At 33.7% G+C, this 24,528-nt stretch carries 23 protein-coding genes; 20 read left to right on the forward strand and 3 right to left on the reverse strand.

What is annotated here, in order from left to right:
- Positions 1–36 precede the first annotated feature (36 nt).
- From larB to IMX26_RS11780, 15 genes are all read left to right on the forward strand, one after another.
- Positions 37–789 carry a nickel pincer cofactor biosynthesis protein LarB gene (gene larB, locus IMX26_RS11710; protein ID WP_195158571.1) on the forward strand — a complete coding sequence of 251 codons (753 nt, stop codon included), beginning with the start codon at positions 37–39 and terminating at the stop codon, positions 787–789.
- Between the two features lie 2 nt (positions 790–791).
- A complete protein-coding gene (gene larC, locus IMX26_RS18150; protein ID WP_195158572.1) occupies positions 792–1,553 on the forward strand; it encodes a nickel pincer cofactor biosynthesis protein LarC in 762 nt (253 codons plus the stop codon).
- A gap of 7 nt (positions 1,554–1,560) precedes the next feature.
- On the forward strand, positions 1,561–1,983 hold the full coding sequence (gene larC / locus IMX26_RS18155; RefSeq protein WP_279324903.1) for a nickel insertion protein: 423 nt from the start codon (positions 1,561–1,563) through the stop codon (positions 1,981–1,983).
- A 2-nt stretch (positions 1,984–1,985) separates the two neighbouring features.
- On the forward strand, positions 1,986–2,504 hold the full coding sequence (thiT, locus tag IMX26_RS11725; protein WP_195158573.1) for an energy-coupled thiamine transporter ThiT: 519 nt from the start codon (positions 1,986–1,988) through the stop codon (positions 2,502–2,504).
- Positions 2,494–3,147: a thiamine diphosphokinase gene (locus IMX26_RS11730; RefSeq protein WP_195158574.1), complete on the forward strand. Its 654-nt coding sequence runs from the start codon at positions 2,494–2,496 to the stop codon at positions 3,145–3,147. The genes thiT and IMX26_RS11730 overlap by 11 nt, the downstream gene beginning before the upstream one ends.
- 123 nt (positions 3,148–3,270) lie before the next feature.
- The gene (locus tag IMX26_RS11735; RefSeq protein WP_195158575.1) at positions 3,271–3,840 is read left to right on the forward strand and encodes a hypothetical protein; all 570 of its coding nucleotides are present in this window, start codon (positions 3,271–3,273) and stop codon (positions 3,838–3,840) included.
- A gap of 96 nt (positions 3,841–3,936) precedes the next feature.
- Positions 3,937–4,326, forward strand: coding sequence for a hypothetical protein (locus IMX26_RS11740; protein WP_195158576.1), 390 nt, complete (start codon positions 3,937–3,939; stop codon positions 4,324–4,326).
- Positions 4,327–4,552: 226 nt separating this feature from the next.
- Positions 4,553–5,212, forward strand: coding sequence for a type II secretion system protein (locus IMX26_RS11745; protein ID WP_195158577.1), 660 nt, complete (start codon positions 4,553–4,555; stop codon positions 5,210–5,212).
- 614 nt (positions 5,213–5,826) lie between these two features.
- Positions 5,827–6,924, forward strand: a complete 1,098-nt coding sequence (locus IMX26_RS11750; RefSeq protein ID WP_195158578.1) for a Xaa-Pro peptidase family protein — start codon at positions 5,827–5,829, stop codon at positions 6,922–6,924.
- A 693-nt stretch (positions 6,925–7,617) separates the two neighbouring features.
- On the forward strand, positions 7,618–10,038 hold the full coding sequence (locus IMX26_RS11755) for a U32 family peptidase (RefSeq protein WP_195158579.1): 2,421 nt from the start codon (positions 7,618–7,620) through the stop codon (positions 10,036–10,038).
- Positions 10,039–10,149: 111 nt separating this feature from the next.
- Entirely contained in the window at positions 10,150–10,848 is a 699-nt protein-coding gene (locus tag IMX26_RS11760) for a response regulator (protein ID WP_195158580.1), read from the forward strand.
- A 9-nt stretch (positions 10,849–10,857) separates the two neighbouring features.
- Entirely contained in the window at positions 10,858–12,846 is a 1,989-nt protein-coding gene (locus tag IMX26_RS11765) for an ATP-binding protein (RefSeq protein WP_195158581.1), read from the forward strand.
- Entirely contained in the window at positions 12,843–14,327 is a 1,485-nt protein-coding gene (locus tag IMX26_RS11770) for a two-component system activity regulator YycH (RefSeq protein ID WP_195158582.1), read from the forward strand. The genes IMX26_RS11765 and IMX26_RS11770 overlap by 4 nt, the downstream gene beginning before the upstream one ends.
- 17 nt (positions 14,328–14,344) lie before the next feature.
- A complete protein-coding gene (locus IMX26_RS11775; protein WP_195158583.1) occupies positions 14,345–15,304 on the forward strand; it encodes a hypothetical protein in 960 nt (319 codons plus the stop codon).
- Positions 15,305–15,464: 160 nt separating this feature from the next.
- Complete coding sequence (locus IMX26_RS11780) at positions 15,465–16,739, forward strand: UDP-N-acetylglucosamine 1-carboxyvinyltransferase (protein WP_243259123.1); 1,275 nt, start codon at positions 15,465–15,467, stop codon at positions 16,737–16,739.
- Between the two features lie 65 nt (positions 16,740–16,804).
- On the opposite strand, the gene IMX26_RS11785 is transcribed toward IMX26_RS11780, so the two are convergent.
- The 3 genes from IMX26_RS11785 to IMX26_RS11795 all read right to left on the reverse strand — a co-directional run bounded on the left by IMX26_RS11785 (position 16,805) and on the right by IMX26_RS11795 (position 19,219).
- A complete protein-coding gene (locus IMX26_RS11785) occupies positions 16,805–17,146 on the reverse strand; it encodes a hypothetical protein (protein ID WP_195158585.1) in 342 nt (113 codons plus the stop codon).
- A gap of 73 nt (positions 17,147–17,219) precedes the next feature.
- Positions 17,220–18,005 carry a polysaccharide deacetylase family protein gene (locus IMX26_RS11790; protein ID WP_195158586.1) on the reverse strand — a complete coding sequence of 262 codons (786 nt, stop codon included), beginning with the start codon at positions 18,003–18,005 and terminating at the stop codon, positions 17,220–17,222.
- Positions 18,006–18,208: 203 nt separating this feature from the next.
- Positions 18,209–19,219, reverse strand: a complete 1,011-nt coding sequence (locus IMX26_RS11795; protein ID WP_195158587.1) for an asparaginase — start codon at positions 19,217–19,219, stop codon at positions 18,209–18,211.
- A 142-nt stretch (positions 19,220–19,361) separates the two neighbouring features.
- Here IMX26_RS11795 and IMX26_RS11800 point away from each other — a divergent pair, with 142 nt between their 5' ends.
- The 5 genes from IMX26_RS11800 to IMX26_RS11820 are packed head-to-tail and all read left to right on the forward strand — an operon-like array spanning position 19,362 to position 24,501.
- Positions 19,362–20,474 (forward strand): SIS domain-containing protein, encoded by a 1,113-nt coding sequence (locus tag IMX26_RS11800; RefSeq protein ID WP_195158588.1) that lies wholly within the window; start codon positions 19,362–19,364, stop codon positions 20,472–20,474.
- A gap of 9 nt (positions 20,475–20,483) precedes the next feature.
- A complete protein-coding gene (locus IMX26_RS11805) occupies positions 20,484–21,740 on the forward strand; it encodes a Gfo/Idh/MocA family oxidoreductase (protein WP_195158589.1) in 1,257 nt (418 codons plus the stop codon).
- Positions 21,741–21,742: 2 nt separating this feature from the next.
- The gene (locus IMX26_RS11810; protein WP_195158590.1) at positions 21,743–22,714 is read left to right on the forward strand and encodes a BadF/BadG/BcrA/BcrD ATPase family protein; all 972 of its coding nucleotides are present in this window, start codon (positions 21,743–21,745) and stop codon (positions 22,712–22,714) included.
- A complete protein-coding gene (locus IMX26_RS11815; RefSeq protein WP_195158591.1) occupies positions 22,715–23,578 on the forward strand; it encodes a class II fructose-bisphosphate aldolase in 864 nt (287 codons plus the stop codon).
- Positions 23,575–24,501: a 1-phosphofructokinase family hexose kinase gene (locus IMX26_RS11820; protein ID WP_195158592.1), complete on the forward strand. Its 927-nt coding sequence runs from the start codon at positions 23,575–23,577 to the stop codon at positions 24,499–24,501. The genes IMX26_RS11815 and IMX26_RS11820 overlap by 4 nt, the downstream gene beginning before the upstream one ends.
- The last annotated feature ends 27 nt before the right edge of the window (positions 24,502–24,528 follow it).

The raw sequence follows: 24,528 nt of genomic DNA on the forward strand, positions 1-24,528 counted from the left end.
ACGTTAAAGTAATATTATAGAGATTGGAGCGATTAAATGGAAAAAAGAGAATTGAAAATATTATTAGCGAAAGTGCGCTCTAATGAAATAGGCATAGAGCAGGCTGTTAAAGAATTGGAGCAATTGCCATTTGAAGACCTTGGTTATGCCAAGATTGACCACCACAGGGCCTTAAGGTCAGGCTTTCCCGAGGTTATTTATTGTCCTGGCAAAACTATAGAACATACTGCTGAAATATTTTCAAAACTAGCTAATAAAAGCAATAGAGTATTAGCTACTAGGGCAACTCAAGAAAAATACTTAGCTATCAAAGAAAAAGTACCTACTGTACGCTTTAATGAGTTAGCAAAAACTGTTTCTTACCAAAAAAATTTAATAAATACTGGCATTGGTAAAATACTAGTAATATCTGCAGGAACAGCAGATTTACCAGTAGCTGAGGAGGCAGTAGAAACTGCTAAAATAATGGGCAACGAGGTTGAGTGTTTATATGATGTAGGAGTAGCAGGTATTCATCGATTACTTCAAAATAAACAAAAGCTAGATGAAGCGACTGTTATTGTGTTAGTTGCTGGTATGGAAGGAGCTTTAGCTTCAGTAGTTGGGGGTTTAGTTTACAAACCGTTAATTGCAGTACCTACAAGTGTGGGTTATGGAGCAAATTTTCAGGGTTTATCAGCCTTATTAGCAATGTTAACGAGCTGTGCCTCTGGTATAACTGTTGTAAATATTGATAATGGTTTTGGAGCAGGGTATGCTGCTTCACTAATAAATCACATAGGGAGATAAAAATGAGTATAATATATGTACATGCTTATAGTGGCATTGCTGGAGATATGTTACTTGGAGCATTTGTTGACTTAGGTGTATCACTAAATTCTATAAAAGAACAGCTAGCAAAACTAAAATTAGCTAACTATACTCTAGTTAGTAAAACTGTGGTAAAAAACGGCGTAACTGGTACAAAAGTGGATGTAGAAACCTCAGAAGACCATCATCACAGAGGTTTAACAGAGATAACAAATATTATAAATGAATCAGATTTATCAGATAAAGTTAAAGAGCAGAGTATAAGAGTATTTAGGGTTTTAGCTGAGGCGGAAGCATATGTGCATGGCAGTACTATAGAAGAAGTGCATTTTCACGAGGTAGGTGCCATAGATGCTATCGTAGATATTGTAGGTAATTGCATAGCCTTAGAATTATTAAACTGGCCTCAAATTATAGTATCACCTATTCATTTAGGCACTGGCTTTGTAAAGGCTGCTCATGGAGTAATACCTGTACCAGCACCAGCAACACTAAAAATACTAGCCCAAAGAGATATTCCTACGTACAGTAGAGGCATTATGAATGAGTTAGTAACCCCTACTGGGGCAGCAATTATTACTGCATTGGCTAATAACTTTGATTTTCAGCCCCAAATGAATATTAAAAAAATTGGTTACGGGGCAGGATCAAGAGATTTAGAAATACCAAATTTTACTCGCCTGATACTAGGGGAGCGAAAAAAAAATAATCTCCAAAAATACCGACATCATCACCATCATTAAAACTAATATAGATGACAGTAATGGAGAAAACCTAGGGTTTTTAATGGAGCAGCTCTTAAAAAATGGGGCTGTTGATGTTAGCTTTAGTTCTATTCAAATGAAAAAAAACCGACCAGCTGTAGCCTTAACCATTATGGCAAAAGAAAATACAGTAAACCCATTAATAAATATACTATTTAAACATTCTGGAACATTAGGAGTAAGAATAAACCAAGAACAAAGAATTATTTGTGAGCGAAAAATTGAAATAATAGATACTAAATTAGGAAAAATAAAAATAAAGGTTGCCATTTGGCAAGGAAATGTGGTAAATATAAAACCTGAGTATGAAATTTGCAAAGCTATAGCACTTAATAATAATGTGCCATTAAAAGTTGTGCAAGATATTGCTATAAACGCATATCGAAAAAAACATGAAATGCAGGTGTGAAAGTGAGAAACAAATCAGTACAGATATTGGTTGAAAGTGGAGCTATGGTAGCCCTTGCTGTTTTATTTGATTTTCTTAAGATTTATCAATTACCAAACGGTGGATCAGTAACTTTGGGAAGTATGGTTCCTATCATGTTTTTAGCTTGGCGAAGGGGTGTAAAGGTAGGCGTTGCTGCTGGTTGTGTATTTGGCTTTATTGGTTTTATAATAAAACCTTATTATTTACACTGGGTTCAGTTTTTTGTAGATTATTTGCTGGCATTTGGCGTACTTGGTTTAGTGGGTTTTTGGAGGCAAAAACAGGGAACTGTTAGTATTGCTATAGCTGTTATTTTTGCAGGAACATTGCGTTACTTAGTACATGTAGTGTCTGGTGTTTTGTTTTGGATGGAAGGCTTAGATACCACAGCTGCAATTATAGCTTCTTTACAATATAATGCTACTTATATGGTACCAGAAATAATAATTTCAGTTGTAGTGATGACGGTATTAATACGGAGAAAATGGAATGTTAGTTAAAAAAGCTTTGGTGGTAGGTGGTGGTCAAGCCCCAGCTACTCCAACATTATTAAAATTTGCAAATGAATGTGATCTGGTGGTAGGTGCTGACTTAGGTGCAGAACACTTACTAAAAGTAGGAAAAATTCCTGATTTAGTTATTGGTGACATGGATTCATGTGCCAGGGGAGTTATTAGTAAGTTAGAGTCTACTGGTTGTGAAATAGTTATCTATGACTCCGAAAAAGATTTTACTGATTTAGAAGCCGCTTTGGATTACTGTGTAGAAAAAGGATATGTTGATATAACTGTTTTAGCTGCTATCCATGGTAGAAGAACGGACCATGTTTTTGGCAATGTGTTTTTACTAACAAAATATGTTAATAAAAATATTAGAGTGCGTTTATGTGATGATAACGGTCGTTCTTTAGAGATTATAAATAAAGATTTAAAAATTACAGGTAAGCCAGGGGCGTATGTGTCTTTAATACCAGTGACTGATAAAGTAACAGGTGTTACAACAGCAGGATTAAAATATCCACTAAACAACTATACCTTGACTCAGGGTAATACCCTAGGAGTAAGTAATGAACTAACTGAAGATGAAGCGTACATAAACATACATGAGGGTTTATTGCTGGTTATAAAAGAACTTGATAGTTAAATAAAAAGAGCTGTTTTCCTTAGTTAATTTTAGAGCTAAAGAAACAGCTCTTATTAAATTACACGTTTAGATCTCTAAAACTAAACCGATATAAATACAAAAGATGCAAAAAGGGGATTTAAAATGAGGGTTACAAACTATACAGCAATTTATACAGCTGTAAAAAATTCAAATTTAGCTAAACCCAAGAAACATGCTCAAAAACAAACAAAAACTTCAACAATAGAGTATAATAAAAGTGAGCAAAAACTAGTAGATTACACGTATATAAATCCAAAGCAAAAAAAAATAAGTAAAAGCAACATAGAAAAAATGCAGCAAGAGCAGCGACTGAAGATGCGTCATGGGTTTATGAAAATGGCTCAGGAAATTGTTTTAGATCAAGCTATGGGCTATAGACAAGCACTACAGCAATTACTCCACAAAAATAAAATAAGCAAAAACAATATAGAGCAAGCTAAACTAAACATTGCAGAAGAAGGCTATTGGGGTGTTACAAAAACAGCCACTAGAATCATAACATTTGCTAACAGTTTAACAAATGATAACCCTCAGCTAGCCAAGGAACTACAAGTGGGCTTTATTAAAGGCTTTGAGGCAGCTGAAAAAGCTTGGGGTGGACAGTTACCACAAATCTGTTATGAAACTAAAAATATGGTTCTAAATGAGTTTGAAAGTTTATTAACTAATTAATTAAATAGTGTTATATACAATTAATTTAACATAATGCCAGAAAAAAAAACATATATATTAGTAGCTAATTCTTACCCTAAGGGGAGGACTGATAATATGTTAAAGAGATTGCGATTTAGTGGAATAAGTGTTTGGGTAGGTCTCTTGTGGGTACTAACAGGTTGGCTAATATATGTTTCCACATATGCGGGATTTGCAGCAGGGCTTTTGGCATTTCCACTTAGTGTAGGTTATTGGATGAGTAATGCTTTAATTCAACCCTTATCATTAGGTTTAGCCAATTACTTAAATGCCTTTGTTTTAAGTGTGCCAATTGGGGTGGTTGCTAGCTTTACACTAGGAAAGCTGTTATCGGCTGTTGTAAAAGTGTGTCGTAATAGAATAGTATACTTACGACCACAATCAAGGAGAAAAATGGTATTTAGAAGCAAAAAGAAGCCAATGAATACTGTGCTATTTAATAAACCTAAAGACGTTGAAAATTAAAACGCGATAGAAATAAATATGTAGCAAAAAACTTAAGCAGCTATTTCTATAGCTGTTTTTTTATGTCATTTGTTATGGTTGCACAATAATTATAAACTATATTTAGTTTAAAATACAGAATATTCTAATAAATATAGTTTGCCTAAAAAAGATGGTATGTACTTTACTTTTTTGATGTACAATGTTATTCTTTTTTCAATATAAATATCAAAGAGGAGAGGGCTTTATGAAAAAAAATTCTTCAAATAATAAAGGGTTTACTTTGTTTGAGTTATTAGCTGTTTTAGCTATTTTGTCAATAATAGCTGCTATAGCAGTCCCTAGAGTTATGCAAACAATTAAGAATGCAAGAATAGAAGCTTTAAAGAGTAACATGCAACTAATTGCTAACTCTATGCAAAGATATGTAACAGAAAAAGAATTAACATCATGTATAGGTGGAATGTTTGTAATTAATCCTAATGTATCTGAGACTGAAGTGCAATCTGGTAATAAATTCTTCTACAATGATAACACTCCAGAACAGACGGATTCAGGTGATGCTCCTACAACGCCAACTAATGATTCCATACATAATGTTACTATAGATAATTTAGATGAAAATAAACCAATTCAAACATATATTATGGAAAATTACATTGAGGGTGGAATACCAAATCATATAAGAGTATTAGTATATGCTGGTGCAGATAATGTAGGCAGAATTATTGTTTCATATGGTGAAGTTGATATAAACCCTAGTGATGATAGTATTAATGATAAATTATTAATTAATGGCATTAAAGCAGACGAATTAGGTACTGTATCAAGTACGGGTTCATACATGATTATTAAAACATTTGAGTTAGAAAGTGGAGATGGTCATAACCATGTGACAACTCAATAGATAAATAAGCCCATCTAAACTGTGGTGGGCTTTTTATTTTTAAAGATATTCTTAAACCTATCCTAACACTTTAAACAAACCGTAAGTTATAACTATACGTTTTAATTACAACAGGTGTCAGGCCTCTTGCTGGTAAGGTAGATAGTACTTCCAGCGCAAGAGTTAACTATGTAGACTTGGCAAGCTAGTCCTGTTGAGGCCAGACCCCACCGTGAGATATGCCATGCTTTTTGAGGTAGAGGTAATTAAGGACTACTCCTCTAACCCAATACCTCCAGCAACCCTCCCACAAGGGACATTTCTTGATGAAAACTTTTTAAGTAGCTTTATAACTTGAAGTTAGTTTGTGCTTATAGTGGTGGCAGCCACAACCCGAATGATGTGTCCTGTATTAAAAACTGGCATTGGCAACCCTCCCTTACTTAAAAACTAGCATGCCGAAGGCTCTGCGGAATAACTTTTCATTAAACTCTAGGTTAATTAAACACTATACCGCTATTTTTTGGTTACAAGCAGGATAATTAGCTTGTAATCTCAAATAGATACTACACTAAGATAAATAAAGAAAATCAATTAATTAATATGAGTATGTAGTTAATTTGAGGAGGTAAAAAATGTTTAATTATCAAGAGCGAGTTAAAAGATTACAAGAACTAGCTGTATCAAGAGCAATAGACTATATATTTATAGTTCCAGGTGCTAATTTAGGATATTTTACAGGTTTAAACATGCATATGAGTGAGCGTCCAACTATGGTTGTTGTTCCAGCAAAAGGAGAAATATTTGCTTATTGTCCAGCCTTTGAATCAGCAAAAATAAAAAAGGTAACAGGTATAGATAACTTTATAACCTATATTGATGAGGAAGGCCCTTATCCAACAGTTAAACGTTGGGTTGAAAAAAATAATATTAACCCAAACTCTACTATTGCTTTTGAGTATCGAACTGCTCGCTTATTAGAGTATGATGTAATAAAACAAGCTCTACCAAACTGTAGGCTATTAGATGCAAGAGCTTTAATGGCAGAGTTACGGATGTGTAAAGACTCACAAGAACAACAGTATTTACAAAAAGCTGCTGATATTAGTGACGCAATGTTAAAGAGAGTGAGAGAGGTATTAAGGCCGGGCGTTAAAGAAAGTGATATTAAAAAAGCTGCATTGGATGTTGTGCAAAACAATGCCCCATGTAGTCTCAGCTTTTTGTCTGTAGCCTCTGGACCAAAAGCCTCAGACCCACATGCAACTTCTGAAGATCGAATTATTAACAAGGGCGAAATGGTAATAATAGATACTGGAGCTATTTTTAATGGTTATAGTTCTGATATAACACGAACACTACCAGTAGGAGAAGTAAGTGAAGAACTTAAAAAGATATATGCTATAGTAAAACGGGCCAACCAAGCCGGTAGAGATGCAGCAAAACCAGGTATAACTTGTCAAGAAATAGACCGCATTACTCGAAAGGTAATAGAAGACTCAGGATATGGTTTATATTTTACGCATAGAACAGGGCATGGCTTAGGTCTAGAGGTTCACGAAGAACCTTATATTGTTGAAGGTAATAATGTGGTATTAAAAGAAGGCATGGTCTTTACTATTGAACCCGGTATTTATATTCCTGGAGTTGGTGGAGTAAGAATAGAAGATGATGTAGTTATAACCGAAGAAGGTTGTTACAGTCTCACAAACTACCCCAGAGAATTAAGCTAGTTAATAGAAAATTTTATTGCAGTTGTTGATTAACCATAAGGAACCTAAGAACACGAAGAAAAGATTGTTTTATTTATGGTTTTGCTTTTATAAATGTGAACTTAATACTTTAATAAATGGTCGGGAGAACCCCGACCCTACAAATTTTCGAGTACACTTATTTTATCAATTACCTAAACCGCGAAACATAGTGAACCCAAACAAAAGGGTTGCCTTTGGCAATCCTTTTATAATGCCTAATAAAGAGTTTAAGAGAAAGTCTTAACAATATTATATTAATTTATGTTTAAAAAATAAACTATATTTAAAATTTTGAACTTTATCAATTATAATAGTATTATTAATTAGCACATTATACTTTGAAGATGGGCTTATCAGTTGGTTATTTACAAGCTAAATAACACGAAAATATAGGTACAAATTAAATAAAATCACTGTAACTATAGAAATTGCTATAAAGCTTATAAAAGTGAAGGTATCAAGCTTTGGTTGTTTAATCATGGCTATTACTCTCCTAACACTTATAGCATACGAAGTATATTATACAAAATAAACAACACAATTCAACATAATTTTTGTTATAATTACAATAATAAAAAGACATTAAATAACTTTGTTCGACATTTAAGTGTAGCGTTAGTCACTATTTGCCTTTTGCTTACACAATGTGACAAATAGAAGTGAGGATAAGCAATGGAATTATTAGCACCTGCTGGCAGTATTGAGTCATTAAAAGCCGCAATATATGCTGGTGCAAATGCTGTTTATTTAGGGGGTAAAAAATTTAATGCCCGAGCTAATGCAGCTAACTTTACATTAGAAGAGCTTAAAATAGCTTGTGACTTAGCACATGATTATAATGTACGAGTTTATTTAACCGTAAATACCCTAACCCATGAGCAAGAGCTTTTAGAGATGGGCAACTACTTGTGTGAGGTAGCCAACTGTGGTGTAGATGCCTTTATAGTTCAAGATCTAGGGGTTGCTAAATTGGCATCAAAAGTAGCACCACAAGTTGAATTACATGCCAGTACACAAATGACAATACACTCAGCAGAGGCCTTGCCCCTGCTAATTGAAAATAACTTTAAAAGAGTGGTATTGGCTAGAGAAGTAGAGCTTGCTAGCATTAAAAAAATGCATGAGCAATATCCTCAAATTGGCTTAGAGGTGTTTGTTCATGGTGCTTTGTGTTATGCCTACTCTGGACAATGTTTAATGAGTAGCATAATAGGTGGCAGAAGTGGTAACAGAGGGGCCTGTGCTGGTCCATGTCGCTTACCATATACTTTAATGAAGGATGGCATTGCTGTAAAAACAAATGGTAACTACTTAATGAGCCCTAAAGATTTATGTTTAATAGAGCATTTACCAATTCTTAAAAAATACGGAGCAAGTGCCTTAAAAATTGAAGGAAGATTAAAACGACCTGATTATGTTTATACAGTTGTTTCAAGATACCGAGAAGCCTTAAATAAAGCTGAAAGTTACCACTTTAGCAAAAGCGATAACTATCAGTTAAAACAAGCCTTTAATCGCTGCTTTACTAAGGGGCTTATTTTGGGTGAAAAGGGTCAGGAACTAATGAACATAGATCGACCAGATAACCGCGGAGTTGAGGTAGCTGTTGTTAAGGATTGTTATAAAGGTAAACTAAAAATTAAGTGTTTAACTAATCTATTTAAAGGGGATATAATAGCTTGGCATGATGGAAAAAAAACTCAAACCCTAAAGCTACCCAAAGACTACAATTTAGGAGCAATGATTGCTATTAAAACTAATGATAATGTTAAAATTGGTGATAAAGTAACTAGGGTTGTAAGTATAGAGCAACAGCGTAAGGTAACTGAGGCAATGCGGAGACCGTTTGCTAAATTTGCCTTAAATATAACTGCCAATTTAACAGCTAATCAGCCTTTAGAAATAACTGCAATTGATAGTAATGGATATCAAGTAACAGTATTAGGTGAAAACTCATTAGAGCCAGCTTTAAACAAAATAGCTACCGAGAATTATGTATGTAGTCAATTGGGAAAACTAGGTGGCACAATGTGGTATTTGGCTGAATGTAATGTTAAGATAAGTGGTAATCCTGCTGTAAGAGCAGCTGAACTTAATAAATGTCGTAGACAGTTAATAACTAAGTTAATGGCTAAAAAACACAAGAAACAGCACCAAAACCCTAACTTAAAAGAGTGTAATACTGAGGTATTGGAACAATTACAGTATCAAAAACATCCAACAAAACAACAAATACTAAAACACCCAAAGCTTGCTGTTTCAGCTCAAACTCTATCTGAGGCTAAAGCAGCGCTAAATGTAGGGGCAGACCTTGTATACTTAGGTAGTGAAACTTTTCATAATTTAAGTGAAAATGAACTACAAGAACTATCCCAGTTTAATAAACATAAACTTGTGTTAAGGCTACCACGTATTACAGAAGATAAAGACTTTAATGACTTAATAAACAGAATAAACTACTTTACAGAGTTTGGTATAAATAGTGTTTTAGTAGATAACTTAGGTCAATTAAACTATCTAAAAAACAAACAACTAAAATTAATATCGGGATCTGGAATTCCAGTTTTTAATGCCTTAACTATTAAAGAACTAAAAAAGCAAAATATTAGTAGAATTACATTTTCACCAGAACTTAACTATAAACAAATATCAGAACTAGTCAGTCTTTCAGATTTACCTATAGAGATAGTAATCCATGGGAGAATACTATTAATGATACACAAATCATGTATTTTAAGTGGATTAGGAACCTGTAATAATGACTGTTTAATTTCTAAATACAGCCTAAAAGACCGAAAAAATTATCAGTTTCCACTTGTGTTTGATAACAGCCATCGCTCCTACTTATATAATTGTCAAGATTTAGCTCTATATAATAAAATACCAGAGTTGTTTAAATTAAATGCCAGTGTTTTACGAATAGAAGCAAGTGGTAGAGGAGAGCAATATGTGATAAATGTTGTACAAGAGTATCAGCAATTATTACAAAAAATTGATAATATTAGTGAAGAAGACTGTGTACAAGCATATAAAAACTTAATCGAATATAGCGAAATGGGTTTAACTAAGGCACATTGGCAAAGAGGAGTATAGTTTTAGATTATAATGCGTTTAAACGCATAAATTAACAATTAATATACAGGAAAAAGACTGTATAATATAGAAAAATAATATAATTATAAATAAATTGAGGGGGAGCTATAAATGACGGCTAAGATACTTGTTGTTGAAGACGAGCAATTAATTGCTGAAATGATTCAGTTTAACTTAGAAAAACAAGGTTATGAGGTATATGTAGCACCCGATGGTATACTTGCAGTTCAAAAGGTTGAGCAAGTAAAACCAGACTTAATATTACTTGATATAATGTTGCCAGGTTTAAATGGCTTTGAGGTGTGCCGTCAAGTAAGGAAAAATCATAATACTCCAATAATAATGCTAACTGCCAAAGAAACAGAGAGTGATAAGGTTCAAGGACTAAACCTTGGAGCAGATGATTATATTACAAAGCCTTTTAATCCTCAGGAACTTTTAGCCCGAGTAAATGCTCAGTTACGTAGAGCAAATGTGTTAAATGTTCAAGAATTAAATAATGTAAATCAGCTTAACTTTGGAAAATTAAAGATTGATATAGAAAAATATGAAGTTTATAAAAGTGATAATCTACTTGCATTAACAATAAGAGAATTTGAGCTACTAAGTTTCTTAGCTAAAAATGCCGATAAGGTGTATTCTCGAGCAGATCTTTTACATGAAGTATGGGGCTATAAAGAGTTTTTTGGAGATGACCGAACAGTTGATGTAACAGTTCGCCGTTTACGAGAAAAAATTGAAGAAATCCCAAGTGCACCACAGTATATTATAACAAAACGCGGTGTAGGGTATTATTTTAAAAGAAAATAGGGTAATTATATGTCAACAAAGCTACTTAAGCGTAGATCTGCAAGTATTCAATGGCGCCTAGTATTTATATATGTATTAGTAATAGTTGTAGTTATGCAAGCAGTAAGTTTTTACTTAATATCAAACATCCAGAAAATGCTAGAAGGTAGTTTTGAAAAACGAATTCAAGATAACTCACATGTATTAGCAAACAGACTAAGAGATAACATCAGTGATACTGAGTATGTAAGTAGAATAATTGAAGATGAGTTAAAGTATCAAAGACCCAATGATGATTCAAGTAATGCTGCAGTTGATAAATATAATATACTATTGTTCAATAATGAAAAAAAATTAATATATGGACCCAGTGATGATTTTTTATATTGGTCTGATGATGTTTTAATTAATGCAGAGCTTTCAGATGATAATTATTATACTAAAATTAAAAAAAATGTAACGGATCAAAACAAAAGATATTTAATAAGTTGTGAGAAAATAGTTAGTGATGAAATTACACTGGGCTATTTATATACTATTGCTGCAATGGAAAATCAGGTTTACAAAAACGTTAATCAAATTAGAAGTACTATGTTAATGGGTACAATGATAACTTTAGTAATCTCTATGATACTTAGCTTAGCCTTAGCTGGTACTATTACAAAACCTATCAAACAACTTACTTTAAGTGCGGCAGAAATGGCACGGGGTAATTTCTCTCAAGAAATTGAGGTTCATTCAAACGATGAGATAGGTCATTTAGGTGATATGTTTAACTCTATGGCAAGGCAATTGAGTCAAACATTGGGTGAAATATCTAATGAAAAAAGTAAAATGGATGCAATCTTTACTTACATGAGTAACGGAGTTATTGCTTTTGATATCAATGGTGAACTTATTCATATTAATCCTCTTGCGAAAGAGTTATTAGTTTTACCAAATAAAGAAGCCCATTTATTGGTACCAGAAATAATTGAAAAACTAGAAATAAATAAAATTGAACAAACAGCAAAGATGGATCGACTCATTGTAAAAGAGATTACTCTTCCTTATGATGGAGGTCGTACTATTCGTATGCAACAGGCTCCATTTAAACGTGAAAAACAACATAATGGAGTTATTATGGTGCTCGAAGACGTTACTGAACAACAAAAATTAGAGCGTATGCGTAGAGAATTTATAGCCAATGTATCTCATGAGTTAAAAACACCACTCACAAATATTCAGGTAAGAATACAAACTTTACAAGAATATATAACAGAAAAAAAATTAACACCCATACAGCTAATAAATATTATAAAAGCTGGTTGGAGAATGTTAAATATCAATAGAGATAGAGTTAAGCAGCTTTTACCTGGAGATGCATTTGATGAGTATGATTTAACATATGAGCAACTAAAAGAACTGTATGCTTGGCAAATCGAAAGCATCCAGCGTAAAATGTTGCCGGATATAGTGTCAGAAACAACCCGAATGAATAAATTAGTTCGTGACTTATTGCAGCTATCTCAACTCGACTCAGAGCATGTAAAGTTTAATAAAAGAAGGTTCTCAATCAATAGCTTATTAGAACAGGTAGTCGAAAGGATGCAAGCAACTGCCAAAGAGAAATCAACAATAATAACTTATGAAGCTAAGCCAGACATGCCAGAGGTTTTTGCTGATAGTGATACCATTGAGCAGGTAGCTTACAATGTGTTAAGTAATGCCATAAAATACTCTCCTAATGACAGTGAGATTAATGTTACTTTAACAAGAGAAGACAGTTTTGCTGTAGTTAGTATTCATGACAATGGTATTGGTATACCTGCAGAGGATTTACCGCGCATTTTTGAGAGATTTTATCGGGTAGATAAAGCACGATCTCGTAGGTTAGGTGGAACGGGACTTGGCTTGTCTATTGCTAAAGAAATTATTGAAACCCATGGCGGTCATATAGATATCTTTAGTATCATGGGTGAGGGTACTGAGGTAAGATTTACACTTCCTTTTGTTAAGGCAGTTGATGGTGTATTATGATACTTGAAAGAATAAAAACACTAATATTAATTATATTAGTACTTACGAGTTTAGTATTATCACTAACCCTTTGGACTGATGTGAAAAACTATGAGGCATTACCCTCTTGGGTATTAAAGAGTGCAACAGTTCATCAAGTTGTAGACCCTGAGGATCAGCCCATTGTTAAGAATATTGAAGAGGAAAAATTACTGAGTGCACTATTAGAACCAGATAGAATGGTAGATCATGGGAAATTTGTTAGTAGAATGTATTACCTTGGTAGCAGTGGTTTTGCCTCAAAAGCTTGGAGCAGAGTTTATGAGTCTTTAAAAACAGGCACTAATGCAAATATTACTAAAATTAATCTAGATGAATGGACCAATACAGTTAAGAGTAGTAGTTATGAGTTTTTATTAGCAGGAAGTTATCCTGTTAACATGATGTTCCCATCTTGGAATGGCGAAAATGTCTCCATGAAAATAGATAGAATAATGGTTACAACGGGTGATAAACCGGAAATATATTTACGGTCATTAAACTACAGAACATTATACAAGGTAGTGTTAGAAGATGTTGCATGGCCTGAAAACGGTATAAAGACATTTAGAGGTAATGGTGATAATGGCTGGCGTGTATACGATGGGGGTTATGGAAATGCCTCTATTTTAACTGGTGTATATCTGCCATCAAACTTCATAACTAATTATGGAGCGGATTTTCCAGAGATTATGATGTCTGCTGAAACTCAGGACCGTAAAAAGTGGCTTTCTATATTCTTTACGAATACTAATTTAGCTCGAGAGATTGTGTTAAGCCAAAATAGATATCGCTATCTGTTTAGTTCAACAACGTTAGCTATTGACTATAATAAAGCACCCCATATTGAGTATAGTTTTGTTACTTTAAATAAAAATAAAAATTCCATAAGTTATGCTGATGAATTTTTAAAGAGTAGTAAGTTTGCAAATGAACACAACTATACCAATTGGCCTAACTTTGAGAGCGATGTTAAACTAGTTAGAACATGGAAAAAAACAGATAAGATCAATTTTGTTTATAATACCTATTCAACAGGTTTAAAATATAATATACCTGTATTGTATAGTATTCCATCCTACACAGTAGAAACTGAGGGCGGTATTGTTACAGAAATGACACGTCAGGTATGGGAATTAGGTAGACATAATAAGGTGCCTAAAATTGCTATTGAGCCTTCAGATGCCATAGAAAAGCTCTCTAGTGATAAGTGGAAGGTGTCTACAGAATTTAATCCTTATGCAGCCGAGGTTGTATCAAAATTTCAGGATTATTTAAAAAATGGTTATAAGATATCTGATGTCATGTTATCTTATTTTGTGGACTATAAATTTACAGATAGCTATTTAGTAGCCCCGCATTGGGCAGTTACTTTAACTAACGGTGATGGGGTTGCTGTGCGTTTTTTAATTAATGCTTTAACAAGTAATGTACCTCAAGAGAATGGATTTATTGTTGAGTAAAGCTAAGGAGGGTAATTGTGAATTGGTCTAAAGCAAAAACAATCTTAATAGTTACCTTTTTAGTGTTAAATCTTTATTTAGTATCCCAATTGATTATGCAGAGAAATAGCTCAATTACAATAACTGAGTATAATGCTGTTAATGAGAGTACGCTAACTCTGTTAAGAGAAAAATATAATATTGATGTTTCATTGGAGAAACTCGATAAAGGGGTCTCCCCAAATGTTAATCCTGAGGTAGGCTATAAGTTGGTTGATAAAGATGCCTTAATTAAAAATCTATGGCCTACTAAAACGGTTTTCCCTAATGCAGAGGGCAGGTATGTACTTGAAAATGAGTATTTAATAATTGGCAGAAATGATTATTATTATAATAACTTAAATAGGCAAGATAGGTTAATGAGTAAGTCGTATTTAAATATTATTAAGGACAATCATAAAATTAGCTTTATGTCAGGTATACTTAAAAAAGATTTAGAGAATGCTTTAGGTATAGAATTTAATAATTGGATCCTTAGTGGTATGCAGGAAATTGAAGAGAATGATGAAGTGTTTTACTCATTTACTTTTACCCAACTTATTGACTTAGAGGTATATGATATTAGTAGTTATACTAGGGTTAAGATTAGTAGCAACGGCAGTATTGTAGAGGTAAAACGTTCGGAACTTGAGAAAAAGGCGAATAATAAGAATTTTATTGATAAAATAAATGAAAAGATAAGCCTAAGTGAAAAAACTAAAAAAATATCTGCAGCCGAAGCACTATTATTTTTGGCTGGGCAAAAACCTTATGAGGGAAATATTTCAATAGATAATATTAAATTGATATACTTTGGATTAAAACAATCAGATTTAGATCAAAGTGAGAATATACCGTTTATGTGGCCATTAAAGCCTGTATGGAAGATTGATACAATAAGTGAAGATGGCACTAAAGAAGTGTATTTTTTAGATGCATATACTGGTAAACTAGAGTAGTTATTTATTATAATAGAAATATTAAGATTACCTTAAAAAAAAATTACTTCAAGTTGTAGAAATATGTTAGAATTAGTTTTAGAGAAATAAAGCTAGATAATTAATTATAGAAATGCTTATTAAGGGCATCCGGCGAATTGTTGGATCGGAGGAAAACGAATTGGCAAGTAGGATAAAAGTAAAAGGCAAAAAGACGATTAAAGGGTCTATTAGTGTTAGCGGAGCAAAAAATGCAGCTTTAGCTATTATTCCTGCCACTATATTAGCAGGAGATACATGCATATTAGAGAATGTGCCTCAAATAACTGATGTAATGACATTTCAGCATATTTTGAAAGAAATGGGAGCTGAAGTAGAGCAAATTGATCAAAGCAAATTTAAAGTAGATTCAAGCACTATGACAGAATGGCAGGCAGTTTCTGAGAGTATGAATAGTTTTAGAGCCTCTTATTATGTTTTGGGTGCTTTGTTAGCTAGATTTAAAAAGGCTAAGGCTGTTTTACCAGGTGGTTGTAGCATTGGCTTAAGACCTATAGATCAACACATTAAGGGTTTTGAAGCTTTAGGAGCAAAATGCAAAGTTGAACACGGCACCATAACTGTTGAGGCTGAGCGGTTAATTGGCACAACAATTTACCTAGATGTAGTTAGTGTTGGTTCAACAATTAACATTATGTTAGCTGCAGCTGGCGCAGAAGGTAGAACCGTAATTGAGAATGCCGCAAGAGAGCCCGAGGTAGTAGATGTAGCTAACTTCTTAAATGGAATAGGAGTAAAAGTACGTGGTGCAGGTACAGCTACTATTAGAATAACAGGTAATGACAATAGAACAGGTGTGACTCATCCCATAATTCCTGATAGAATCGAAGCAGCAACATGGTTATCTATGGCTGTTGCAACAAATAGTAATATAAAAGTTGAAAATGTCATACCAGTTCACCTTGAGGCTGTAATTGCCAAATTAAGAGAAATGGGTGCTAAAATAGAAGAGGGCGAAGATTTTATTAAAATATCTGCCAATGGTAATCTTAAGGCAGTAGACTTAAAGACATTCCCTTATCCTGGTTTACCCACCGATATTCAATCGCAAATGATGATAGCACTTTTACAAGCAAAAGGTGTAAGCACAATAATAGAGAATATTTTTGATAATAGATTTCGTTGTGTTTCTGAGCTTCGAAAAATGGGTGTAGATATTAAAGTGGATGGCTCAATGGCAATGATAGAGGGACCCCAGTCATTGAGTGGTGCTTTGGTTTATGCAACTGATTTAAGATGTGCAGCTGCTCTTATAATAGCTGGATTATGTGCAGAGGGCGAAACGATTATTGAGAATATTTTTCATTTAGATCGAGGATATGAGCACGTTATTGAAAAATTGAGTGCTTTAGGTGCCGAAATAGTAAGAGAAACCTATGAGACATTAGATGACTAATTTTTTAGAAATTATTATAATCAATAAAAAAGGCTGCCCACAAAAAAGTGAGCAGTCTTTAATAATTATATGGGTTTATTAGAGATGATTTTTTTAGCAACTAAATTAATAGGATTTTTATCTGTGAGTTTTTTGGCAACTTCAAAAATAATGATATTGTCTTTGGCAAACTTGTGATCTACTTCTGTGTTATACTCAGTGGCTTCCTCAATAATAATAATAGCACTTTCTACATGAATGCCAGTTAAGACTTTAACAGTTATTTCATTATCATTAATGGCTGTAATTTTACCTGATATAGTAGTTATGTCTGTCGCATTAGCATTACTTGATTTCGACCCATTACAGCCACTAAGCAAGCAAACTGAAATCAATACTGCTGTAGTAAGTGAAATTAATTTTTTCATAATTATAATCCTCTATAAAACTTTATCTTAAGACTTCCCAAATAACCAAATTGTTCCCTATGTTAAAACACGGTTAAGATTTTTTTTGCTTTTGTAAACCAGATGCTGGATCTACAACATAATTCTCTTTATAAAGAATATCAGAAATTTTTACCACTTTAAAGCCTTTTTCTTGAAAGTAATCTAGAATACGGGGTAATGCTTCAGTAGTATGAGCGCCATTATTATGAAATAATACAATAGAACCTTCTTTTACACGTTTAGTAACCCTATTGTAAATATAATTGGCGTCTGCATATTCACGCCAATCCAAAGAGTCAACATCCCATTGAATTGCCTCATAATTATTACTATGACAAGATTCAATTACGGCATTATTATACTCTCCAAAGGGGCATCTAAATAGCCAAGCATCTTGTTCAGTAGTTTCTTTAATAAGTTTATGGGTTTCCATAATTTCTTTGCTTCGTTCGGCACTGCTTAAGGTGTTCATATGGGGATGAGTTAAGCTGTGGTTACCTATTTCATGACCACGATCAGCAATTAGCTTAGTTTTTTCGGGGTATTCTTCAATCCAGCGACCGCATAAAAAGAATGTTGTTTTAATATCATATTCATCAAGAATATCGAGCAGTGTTGCCGTATTATCAGAACCCCAGGCTGCATCAAATGAAATAGCAACAACTTTTTCTTCAGTATGTACTGCATAAATTGGAACAATTCTATTGCTAGCAACTACAGCCAATAGTTTATGGCCAACAGTAGGAAACAAGGTAAGGGTGCAGACAACTACAATTATCAATGTGCATACAATTAAAGCTGGTATTTTAAATCTAGAGACATTAAAAGATAGAAACATAAGCTCACCTCACATAAAACTAACATATACCTAATTAAATAATATGCATTATTAAAAATAAATATGTGAATAAGTTTGTTAGATATGGTTACGTAGGTTATCATAGCTATTTTGATAACCTACTGTAAACTTATCAATAAAAAAAGACTAACCATTATTATTTAGTGATTAGCCTTTATTAATAATTTATTTTGTTATTTTACTTAGCATTTCTCTAACTTAAATACTGATTTTAGTTCTCCCACAGCTTCTTTGCGGTGGTTTTTTGTTAATGGGTTATGAAACGTTCTTAGTGAAGCAAGCTGATCTTCATTTAAATATCCTAACTGTTTTAGTGTTTCAGTCATGGCACTGTAACCAGCTATTCCTACGCCACTCTCTATCTTAAGGGCAATTGCTATATTTTTATCTAATAGACCACAGCAGTAAATACCTTGTGCTCCACTTTTGTTGATCCATAAACCATTACCAACCTCTATAAGAGCGTTACAATAACGACCTGTGCCTGCTATTTTTGTAGGGTAAGCAATCATAGCTTTTGCTATTTTTTTAGCTGCCACAGCTAAATCATCGGGTAAGTATTTTGGAGTTGTTAAATTTGCCCATGCTAAAGCCATATGGTAAACAGATAATCCGTGTACTGGAACTCCACAGCCGTCTACACCCAAAACAATATCCTCTGGGTTTAAACGTGCACAGGTAGCCATGGCTTGTAACATATCTTTTTGCACTTGGTTTTCTATACTAGTGTAGTTATTTAGCTCATAATTTTTTTGTCTTGCTAAGGTAAGCATACCAGAGTGTTTACCAGAGCAATTGCAGTGTACCTCGCTAGGGGTTATGCCTTGTCTTACTAACTCATCAGCAGCAGCTCTATAAAGAGGTGGATGGGATCCACATTGTAAATAACTTTCATCTAAACCAATCTTTTTTAAAATAGATCTTACTGTTGAAGTGTGCTCTTCTTCACCGCTATGTGAAGCGCAAAAAATGGCAACTTCCTCTTCAGTTAAACCAAAGTTTTCAACAGCGCCAGAGGCGACAACAGGAAGTGCCTGAATAGGCTTAGCAGAAGACCGAATATAGCTTATTTTATTTACGGGATCACCAGCTTTATATAAAAGATCTCCTTCGGTGTTTACAACAGCAATATCTCCACGATAAATGGTTTCAACCATATTTCCACGTATTGCGTGAACTAATTCAATACTCATAGTATCTCCTCTTTCTATAAACGTGTATACAGTATTCTTCGCCCTTATGTCCATGAATCCTGCTTAATATGGCAGATAAAATATCAAAAAAATGCCCAATAAATGATATACTTAGAGCGTACAAAAATAGGAGGAGATAAGTATGACAATTACAATACCAAATGGAGCAAAATACACATATAAAGAAACTATGCAGCAACCACAGCTATGGGCAGAGGTAGCTAAAAATAACTATCAAAGTATGATATCTAAAATGGCAGCAGGTAGAAGAATAATTTTAACTGGTGCAGGCAGTTCTTCGTTTGTTGGGCAATGCACTGCGCCTTTTTGGAGTAGGACTGTTAAAAAAACCATAGAGCCTATTGCTACAACAGATATTGTGGCTGTTCCTTATTTACACTTACGAGATGAACCTACTCTATTGGTGTCTATGGCTAGGTCAGGTAATAGCCCTGAGAGTGTTGCAGCTGTTAAAATTGCCGAGCAGATGATTACAGACTTAAAACAAATATTTATAACCTGTAATGAAAACGGTGCTTTAGCTAACTATGCAGCCAATAAAGAGAATATAGAGCTAATTTTAATGCCAAAAGAGGCCGATGATCAGGCCTTTGCCATGACCTCAAGTTTCACAACCATGGTTATAAGTACCTTGCTTTTAGCAGATGTACATAATGAAGTTTCTAATATTTTAAATTCAGTTTCTAAAAATGGTCAGCAACTAATTAGCAATAGTGAAAATCTTATTAAAGATTTACTTAAAATAGATTTTAACAGAATAGTATTTTTAGGTGATGGTGATTTAACCGCGATGGCAAGAGAAGCAAGTCTTAAAATGTTGGAGTTAACTGCCGGAAAAGTTGTGCCCCTGTATGACTCATTATTAGGATTTAGGCATGGTCCCAAGACCTTTATAAATAATAAAACAATTATAGTGACCTTTTTATCTAATAACAAATATACTCAGCAGTATCAACTAGATTTAATTACCGAAATTAATAGAGATAATGAAGCGGCTTGTATTATTGCCTTGAGTAGTTCGCCTGTGGTTGTTCCTAATTCAGTTATAAACTATGTAACTGGCGATAATCATGTAAAAGAAGACATATATTTAATGTTTAACTACTTACTGTTTGCCCAAATTTTAGTGCTTTATAAGTCGATTTTATTGGAGATTGATACAGATAATCCTATGCCCTCAGGAACAGTAAACAGAGTTGTAAAAGGTGTTACTATTCATCAATATAAAAAGTAAGGAGTGCTTATGAAAAACCCTACAATAGCCATTATAGGCGCTGGACAAAGAGGTAAAGATGTATATAGTGAGTTAATTTATAATTATTACCCACAGGTTAAGATTGTAGCTGTAGCAGAGCCAGATGATCATAAACGTAAACAAATGGTTGATAAATTTAAAATTAAGCCTGAGAATAGCTTCCATTGTTTCAGTGAGCTATTAAAACAGCCCAAGCTATGTGATGCAGTAATTATTGCCACTCCAGACGATAAGCATTTTAAACCTGCTATGCAAGCTATTGAAAAAGGATATCATATTTTACTAGAGAAGCCGATGTCCAATAACGTTTTTGAATGTGTAAGGCTTAGTGAGCTAGCAAAAGAGAAAAATACCATATTTATAATAGGACATGTTTTAAGATATACCCCTTTCTTTAGCGAGCTTAAGAAGCTAATAGATAATAAAACAATTGGAGAATTAATTACAGTTCAGCATAATGAAAATATAGGTTATTATCATTTTGCCCATAGTTTTGTAAGAGGTATTTGGAAGAACTCTTTTACATCTAGCCCTTTAATATTAGCAAAGAGCTGTCATGATATGGATATATTATTATGGTTAATAGGGAAAGACTGTTTGTCTATTAGCTCCTTTGGCTCTCTAAGTCATTTTAAACACAGCGAAGCTCCCAAAGGAGCAGGCGACCGCTGTGTAAGCTGCAAAATAGAACAGATGTGCCCGTACTCAGCAAAAAAAATCTACTATCCAAATATAGGAAAATGGCCAACTACTGTTATTTGTAATGAGCAAACAGAAAAAGAAATTATTAAAGCACTTCATACTGAAGACTATGGAAAATGTGTTTATAAAAGTGACAACAATGTAGTCGATCATCAAGTATCAATAATGAAGTTCGAGAACAATATTACCGCAACTTTTAATCTATCAGCTTTTACCACTGAGGTTAATCGTACAATAAAATTAATGGGTACTCATGGTGAAATTAGAGCCCATATGTTAAAAAATGAAATAGAAGTGTCTATTTTTGGTAAGCCTAAAAAGCAAATAATAGTTCCTAACCAAATAGCCGGGGGTCATGGAGGTGGAGATGAAGGGCTAACAAGAGATTTTATAGCTCTCTTAATGGAAAAGCCAAGTAAAGCCCTTACCTCAGTTAATAAATCTGTTCAAAGCCATATCATGGCTTTTGCAGCAGAACACTCCCGTGTTACTGGAAAAACTATAGAGCTAGCTGATTTTTATAAATCAATAGTAAGTGATTAACCATGAATTACTATTTAGGAATTGACGGTGGTGGAACCTGCACTAGTTTTATAGTGGCAACTGAAAATGGGGAGATAAAAGCCCACTATCAAACATCAACCTGTCACTATCAGCAAGTAGGCTTTTTGGGATTAATAACTACCCTTAAAAACGGTATTAAAGAAGCACTAAAACAAGCAAATATAACAAAAAATAACTTAACGTCAGTTTTTGTAGCTCTACCAGGTTATGGTGAAAGTTTAGAAGCTAAAGAACAGATGAATAGTATAATAAAAGGATTATTTTATCCTGTAATTTATGGCTGTGGAAACGATGTTTTGGCAGCGTTTGCTGGCTCATTAGGATTAGAGTGGGGGGTTAATATATTAGCTGGTACTGGCTCTTTAGCGTATGGACAGTATCAGAAACAAGAGGCCAGAAGTGGTGGCTGGGGTTATCTTTGTGGTGATGAAGGATCCGCTTACTGGATTGGCAGAAAGCTACTAGAAATTTTCACTAAACAATGTGATGGAAGAATGACTAAGAGCTTAATATATACACTTGTAAAAGAGAGGTTAAACTTAAAGTATGATTTTGAGATTGTGGAGCAAATAACTTCTTGGAATGGTAGAAGAGATAAAATTGCTGAGTTGGCAACCATTGTTACTCTTGCTGCTCAAAACAAAGATAATAATGCTTTAAATATTTATCAACTTGCAGCTAAAGAGTTAGCTCTCCAGGTTAAATCTGTAATTAATTGCTTAGAGTTTAAAGGGTTAAAGACTATACCAGTTTCGTGGTCAGGTGGTATATTTAAATCCAAAAATATAATCTTTAGTCCACTTATAAAAGAGCTTAAAGCAGTAGATAGCAGATGTGTTTTACAAGAGCCTTTATTAAATCCAACGTGTGGAGCAATTTTATTGGCCAAACAATTAGTACAACCTGTAACACAGTCTTTTATTAATAAACTAACTAATAAGGAAGTGAAATAATTGGCAGAGTTAATCGCTATAAAAGCCCTAGAGCATGCCTCTAAAAACAGCTATGCTGTGCCCGCCTTCAATGTCTATAACATTGAGACCATTAATGCAATACTAGAGTCTGCACAGCAGCTACAATCTCCAGTTATTTTAGCCTTATCCCCATCAACAATCAAACATATTGGTTTTAACTTGGTACATGCATTAGTTAAACATAAAGAGTGGCGTAGTGAAAACAAAATTATAATGCATTTAGATCATGGCCATAATATTGGCTTTATTAAAGAATGTATAGATATAGGATTTGACAGTGTTATGATAGATATGTCTACTGAAAATTTACAGACAAATATAGTTGAAACTAAAAAAATAGTAGACTATGCCATAAATAAAAAAACAGCTATCGAAGCAGAATTAGGCTGTGTAGGTGGTTTTAATGCAGGAACAAAAACAGTTGTGAAAAGCAATTGGTATACCGATCCTGAAGTGGCTCAGCAATTTATTAAAGCAACTGGCATAGATTTTTTGGCTGTAGCAATAGGCAGTCAGCATGGCCCCTATAAGACAGCTCCAATACTAGATATAACGAGACTTAAACACATAAAAAATAACACTAATATACCATTAGTATTACATGGGGCTTCAGGATTAAGTGCAGCTCAATTAAAAGAGGTTATAAAAAGTGGAATCAGCAAAATAAATATAGCTACAGATTTGAAAATTGCCTTTACAAATGCCATAAAAGAGTATCTGGAACATAACCCTAAGGAGATAGATTTGCGCAGATATTTAAGGCTGGGACAACAGGCTGTTACTGAAATAGCAAATAATAAAATAAAGCTATTTGGTAGCCAAGGAAAGAGCTGTTTATTATGATTGTGAGTATTTGTTTAAACCCCTCTGTTGATGTGGCTCTAACTATCAAGAAGCTTAAGTTAGGTAAAATTAATCGAACCCAAAATGTTATTAGAGTTGCAGGAGGTAAAGGCAATAATGTTGCCAGAATAACTAAAATTTTAGGAGAAGATACTTTAGTAATTGAGCCTGTAGGTGGCTCGGATGGTCAATTTATTTGCAGTGAGTTAGCTAGACTTGGCATAGACTACGCTATTATTAATATTACACAGCCTACAAGACGCTGTATAGCAATTATTGATGAAGATTTTATCACAGAGGTTAGAGAAAACGGTCCAACTTTAACCGATGAAGAGTATCAACAATTTATAAACCTATATAAACAGAATATTAAAAAAGCCAGTGTAATTACAGCCTCAGGCAGCCTACCTAAAGGAATAAATAATGAAGCCTATGCCGATTTAATAAAAATTGCTCAAAAACATAATGTACCATTTTTTTTAGATGCTAAAGCTGAGGCATTATATAAAGGCATTAAAGCTAAACCTACCTTAGTAAAAATAAATGAGACTGAGTTAGCAGAATGGTCAGGAATAAAACTAAATAGTATCCAACAATATATAAATGCATTGAGCAGAATTAAAAAAGAAGGTATAGAGATAGCCATAGTTAGCCTGGGAGAAAAAGGAATGTTAGCATTCTGGAAAAACAAGCTATATCAAGTTAAGGTACCTTTAATTAAAATCAAAAGTACGGTTGGTTGTGGTGATGCTACTATGGCAGGAATTGCTGTGGCTTATAAACAAAACTTAGGAATAAAACAGGTATTAAAATTGGGAGCAGCTTGTGGTTCGGCAGCCGCCATGCAAACAGCCACTGGTATTATAAATCTTAGAGATTTAGAGCACTTAAAAGCAAAAATAAAAATTACCGAGTTAACGTAAGGGTAGCATCAAAGCATCTTTGTATCT

This window comes from Clostridium sp. 'deep sea', from assembly GCF_014931565.1.
GTDB lineage: Bacteria > Bacillota > UBA994 > PWPR01 > PWPR01.

Coding starts and splice junctions, on each gene's coding strand:
- larB (WP_195158571.1), top strand. CDS start 37: ATGGAAAAAAGAGAATTGAAAATATTATTAGCGAAAGTGCGCTCTAAT.
- larC (WP_195158572.1), top strand. CDS start 792: ATGAGTATAATATATGTACATGCTTATAGTGGCATTGCTGGAGATATG.
- IMX26_RS11730 (WP_195158574.1), top strand. CDS start 2,494: ATGTTAGTTAAAAAAGCTTTGGTGGTAGGTGGTGGTCAAGCCCCAGCT.
- IMX26_RS11735 (WP_195158575.1), top strand. CDS start 3,271: ATGAGGGTTACAAACTATACAGCAATTTATACAGCTGTAAAAAATTCA.
- IMX26_RS11740 (WP_195158576.1), top strand. CDS start 3,937: ATGTTAAAGAGATTGCGATTTAGTGGAATAAGTGTTTGGGTAGGTCTC.
- IMX26_RS11745 (WP_195158577.1), top strand. CDS start 4,553: ATGAAAAAAAATTCTTCAAATAATAAAGGGTTTACTTTGTTTGAGTTA.
- IMX26_RS11750 (WP_195158578.1), top strand. CDS start 5,827: ATGTTTAATTATCAAGAGCGAGTTAAAAGATTACAAGAACTAGCTGTA.
- IMX26_RS11755 (WP_195158579.1), top strand. CDS start 7,618: ATGGAATTATTAGCACCTGCTGGCAGTATTGAGTCATTAAAAGCCGCA.
- IMX26_RS11760 (WP_195158580.1), top strand. CDS start 10,150: ATGACGGCTAAGATACTTGTTGTTGAAGACGAGCAATTAATTGCTGAA.
- IMX26_RS11765 (WP_195158581.1), top strand. CDS start 10,858: ATGTCAACAAAGCTACTTAAGCGTAGATCTGCAAGTATTCAATGGCGC.
- IMX26_RS11770 (WP_195158582.1), top strand. CDS start 12,843: ATGATACTTGAAAGAATAAAAACACTAATATTAATTATATTAGTACTT.
- IMX26_RS11785 (WP_195158585.1), bottom strand. CDS start 17,146: ATGAAAAAATTAATTTCACTTACTACAGCAGTATTGATTTCAGTTTGC.
- IMX26_RS11790 (WP_195158586.1), bottom strand. CDS start 18,005: ATGTTTCTATCTTTTAATGTCTCTAGATTTAAAATACCAGCTTTAATT.
- IMX26_RS11795 (WP_195158587.1), bottom strand. CDS start 19,219: ATGAGTATTGAATTAGTTCACGCAATACGTGGAAATATGGTTGAAACC.
- IMX26_RS11800 (WP_195158588.1), top strand. CDS start 19,362: ATGACAATTACAATACCAAATGGAGCAAAATACACATATAAAGAAACT.
- IMX26_RS11805 (WP_195158589.1), top strand. CDS start 20,484: ATGAAAAACCCTACAATAGCCATTATAGGCGCTGGACAAAGAGGTAAA.
- IMX26_RS11810 (WP_195158590.1), top strand. CDS start 21,743: ATGAATTACTATTTAGGAATTGACGGTGGTGGAACCTGCACTAGTTTT.
- IMX26_RS11820 (WP_195158592.1), top strand. CDS start 23,575: ATGATTGTGAGTATTTGTTTAAACCCCTCTGTTGATGTGGCTCTAACT.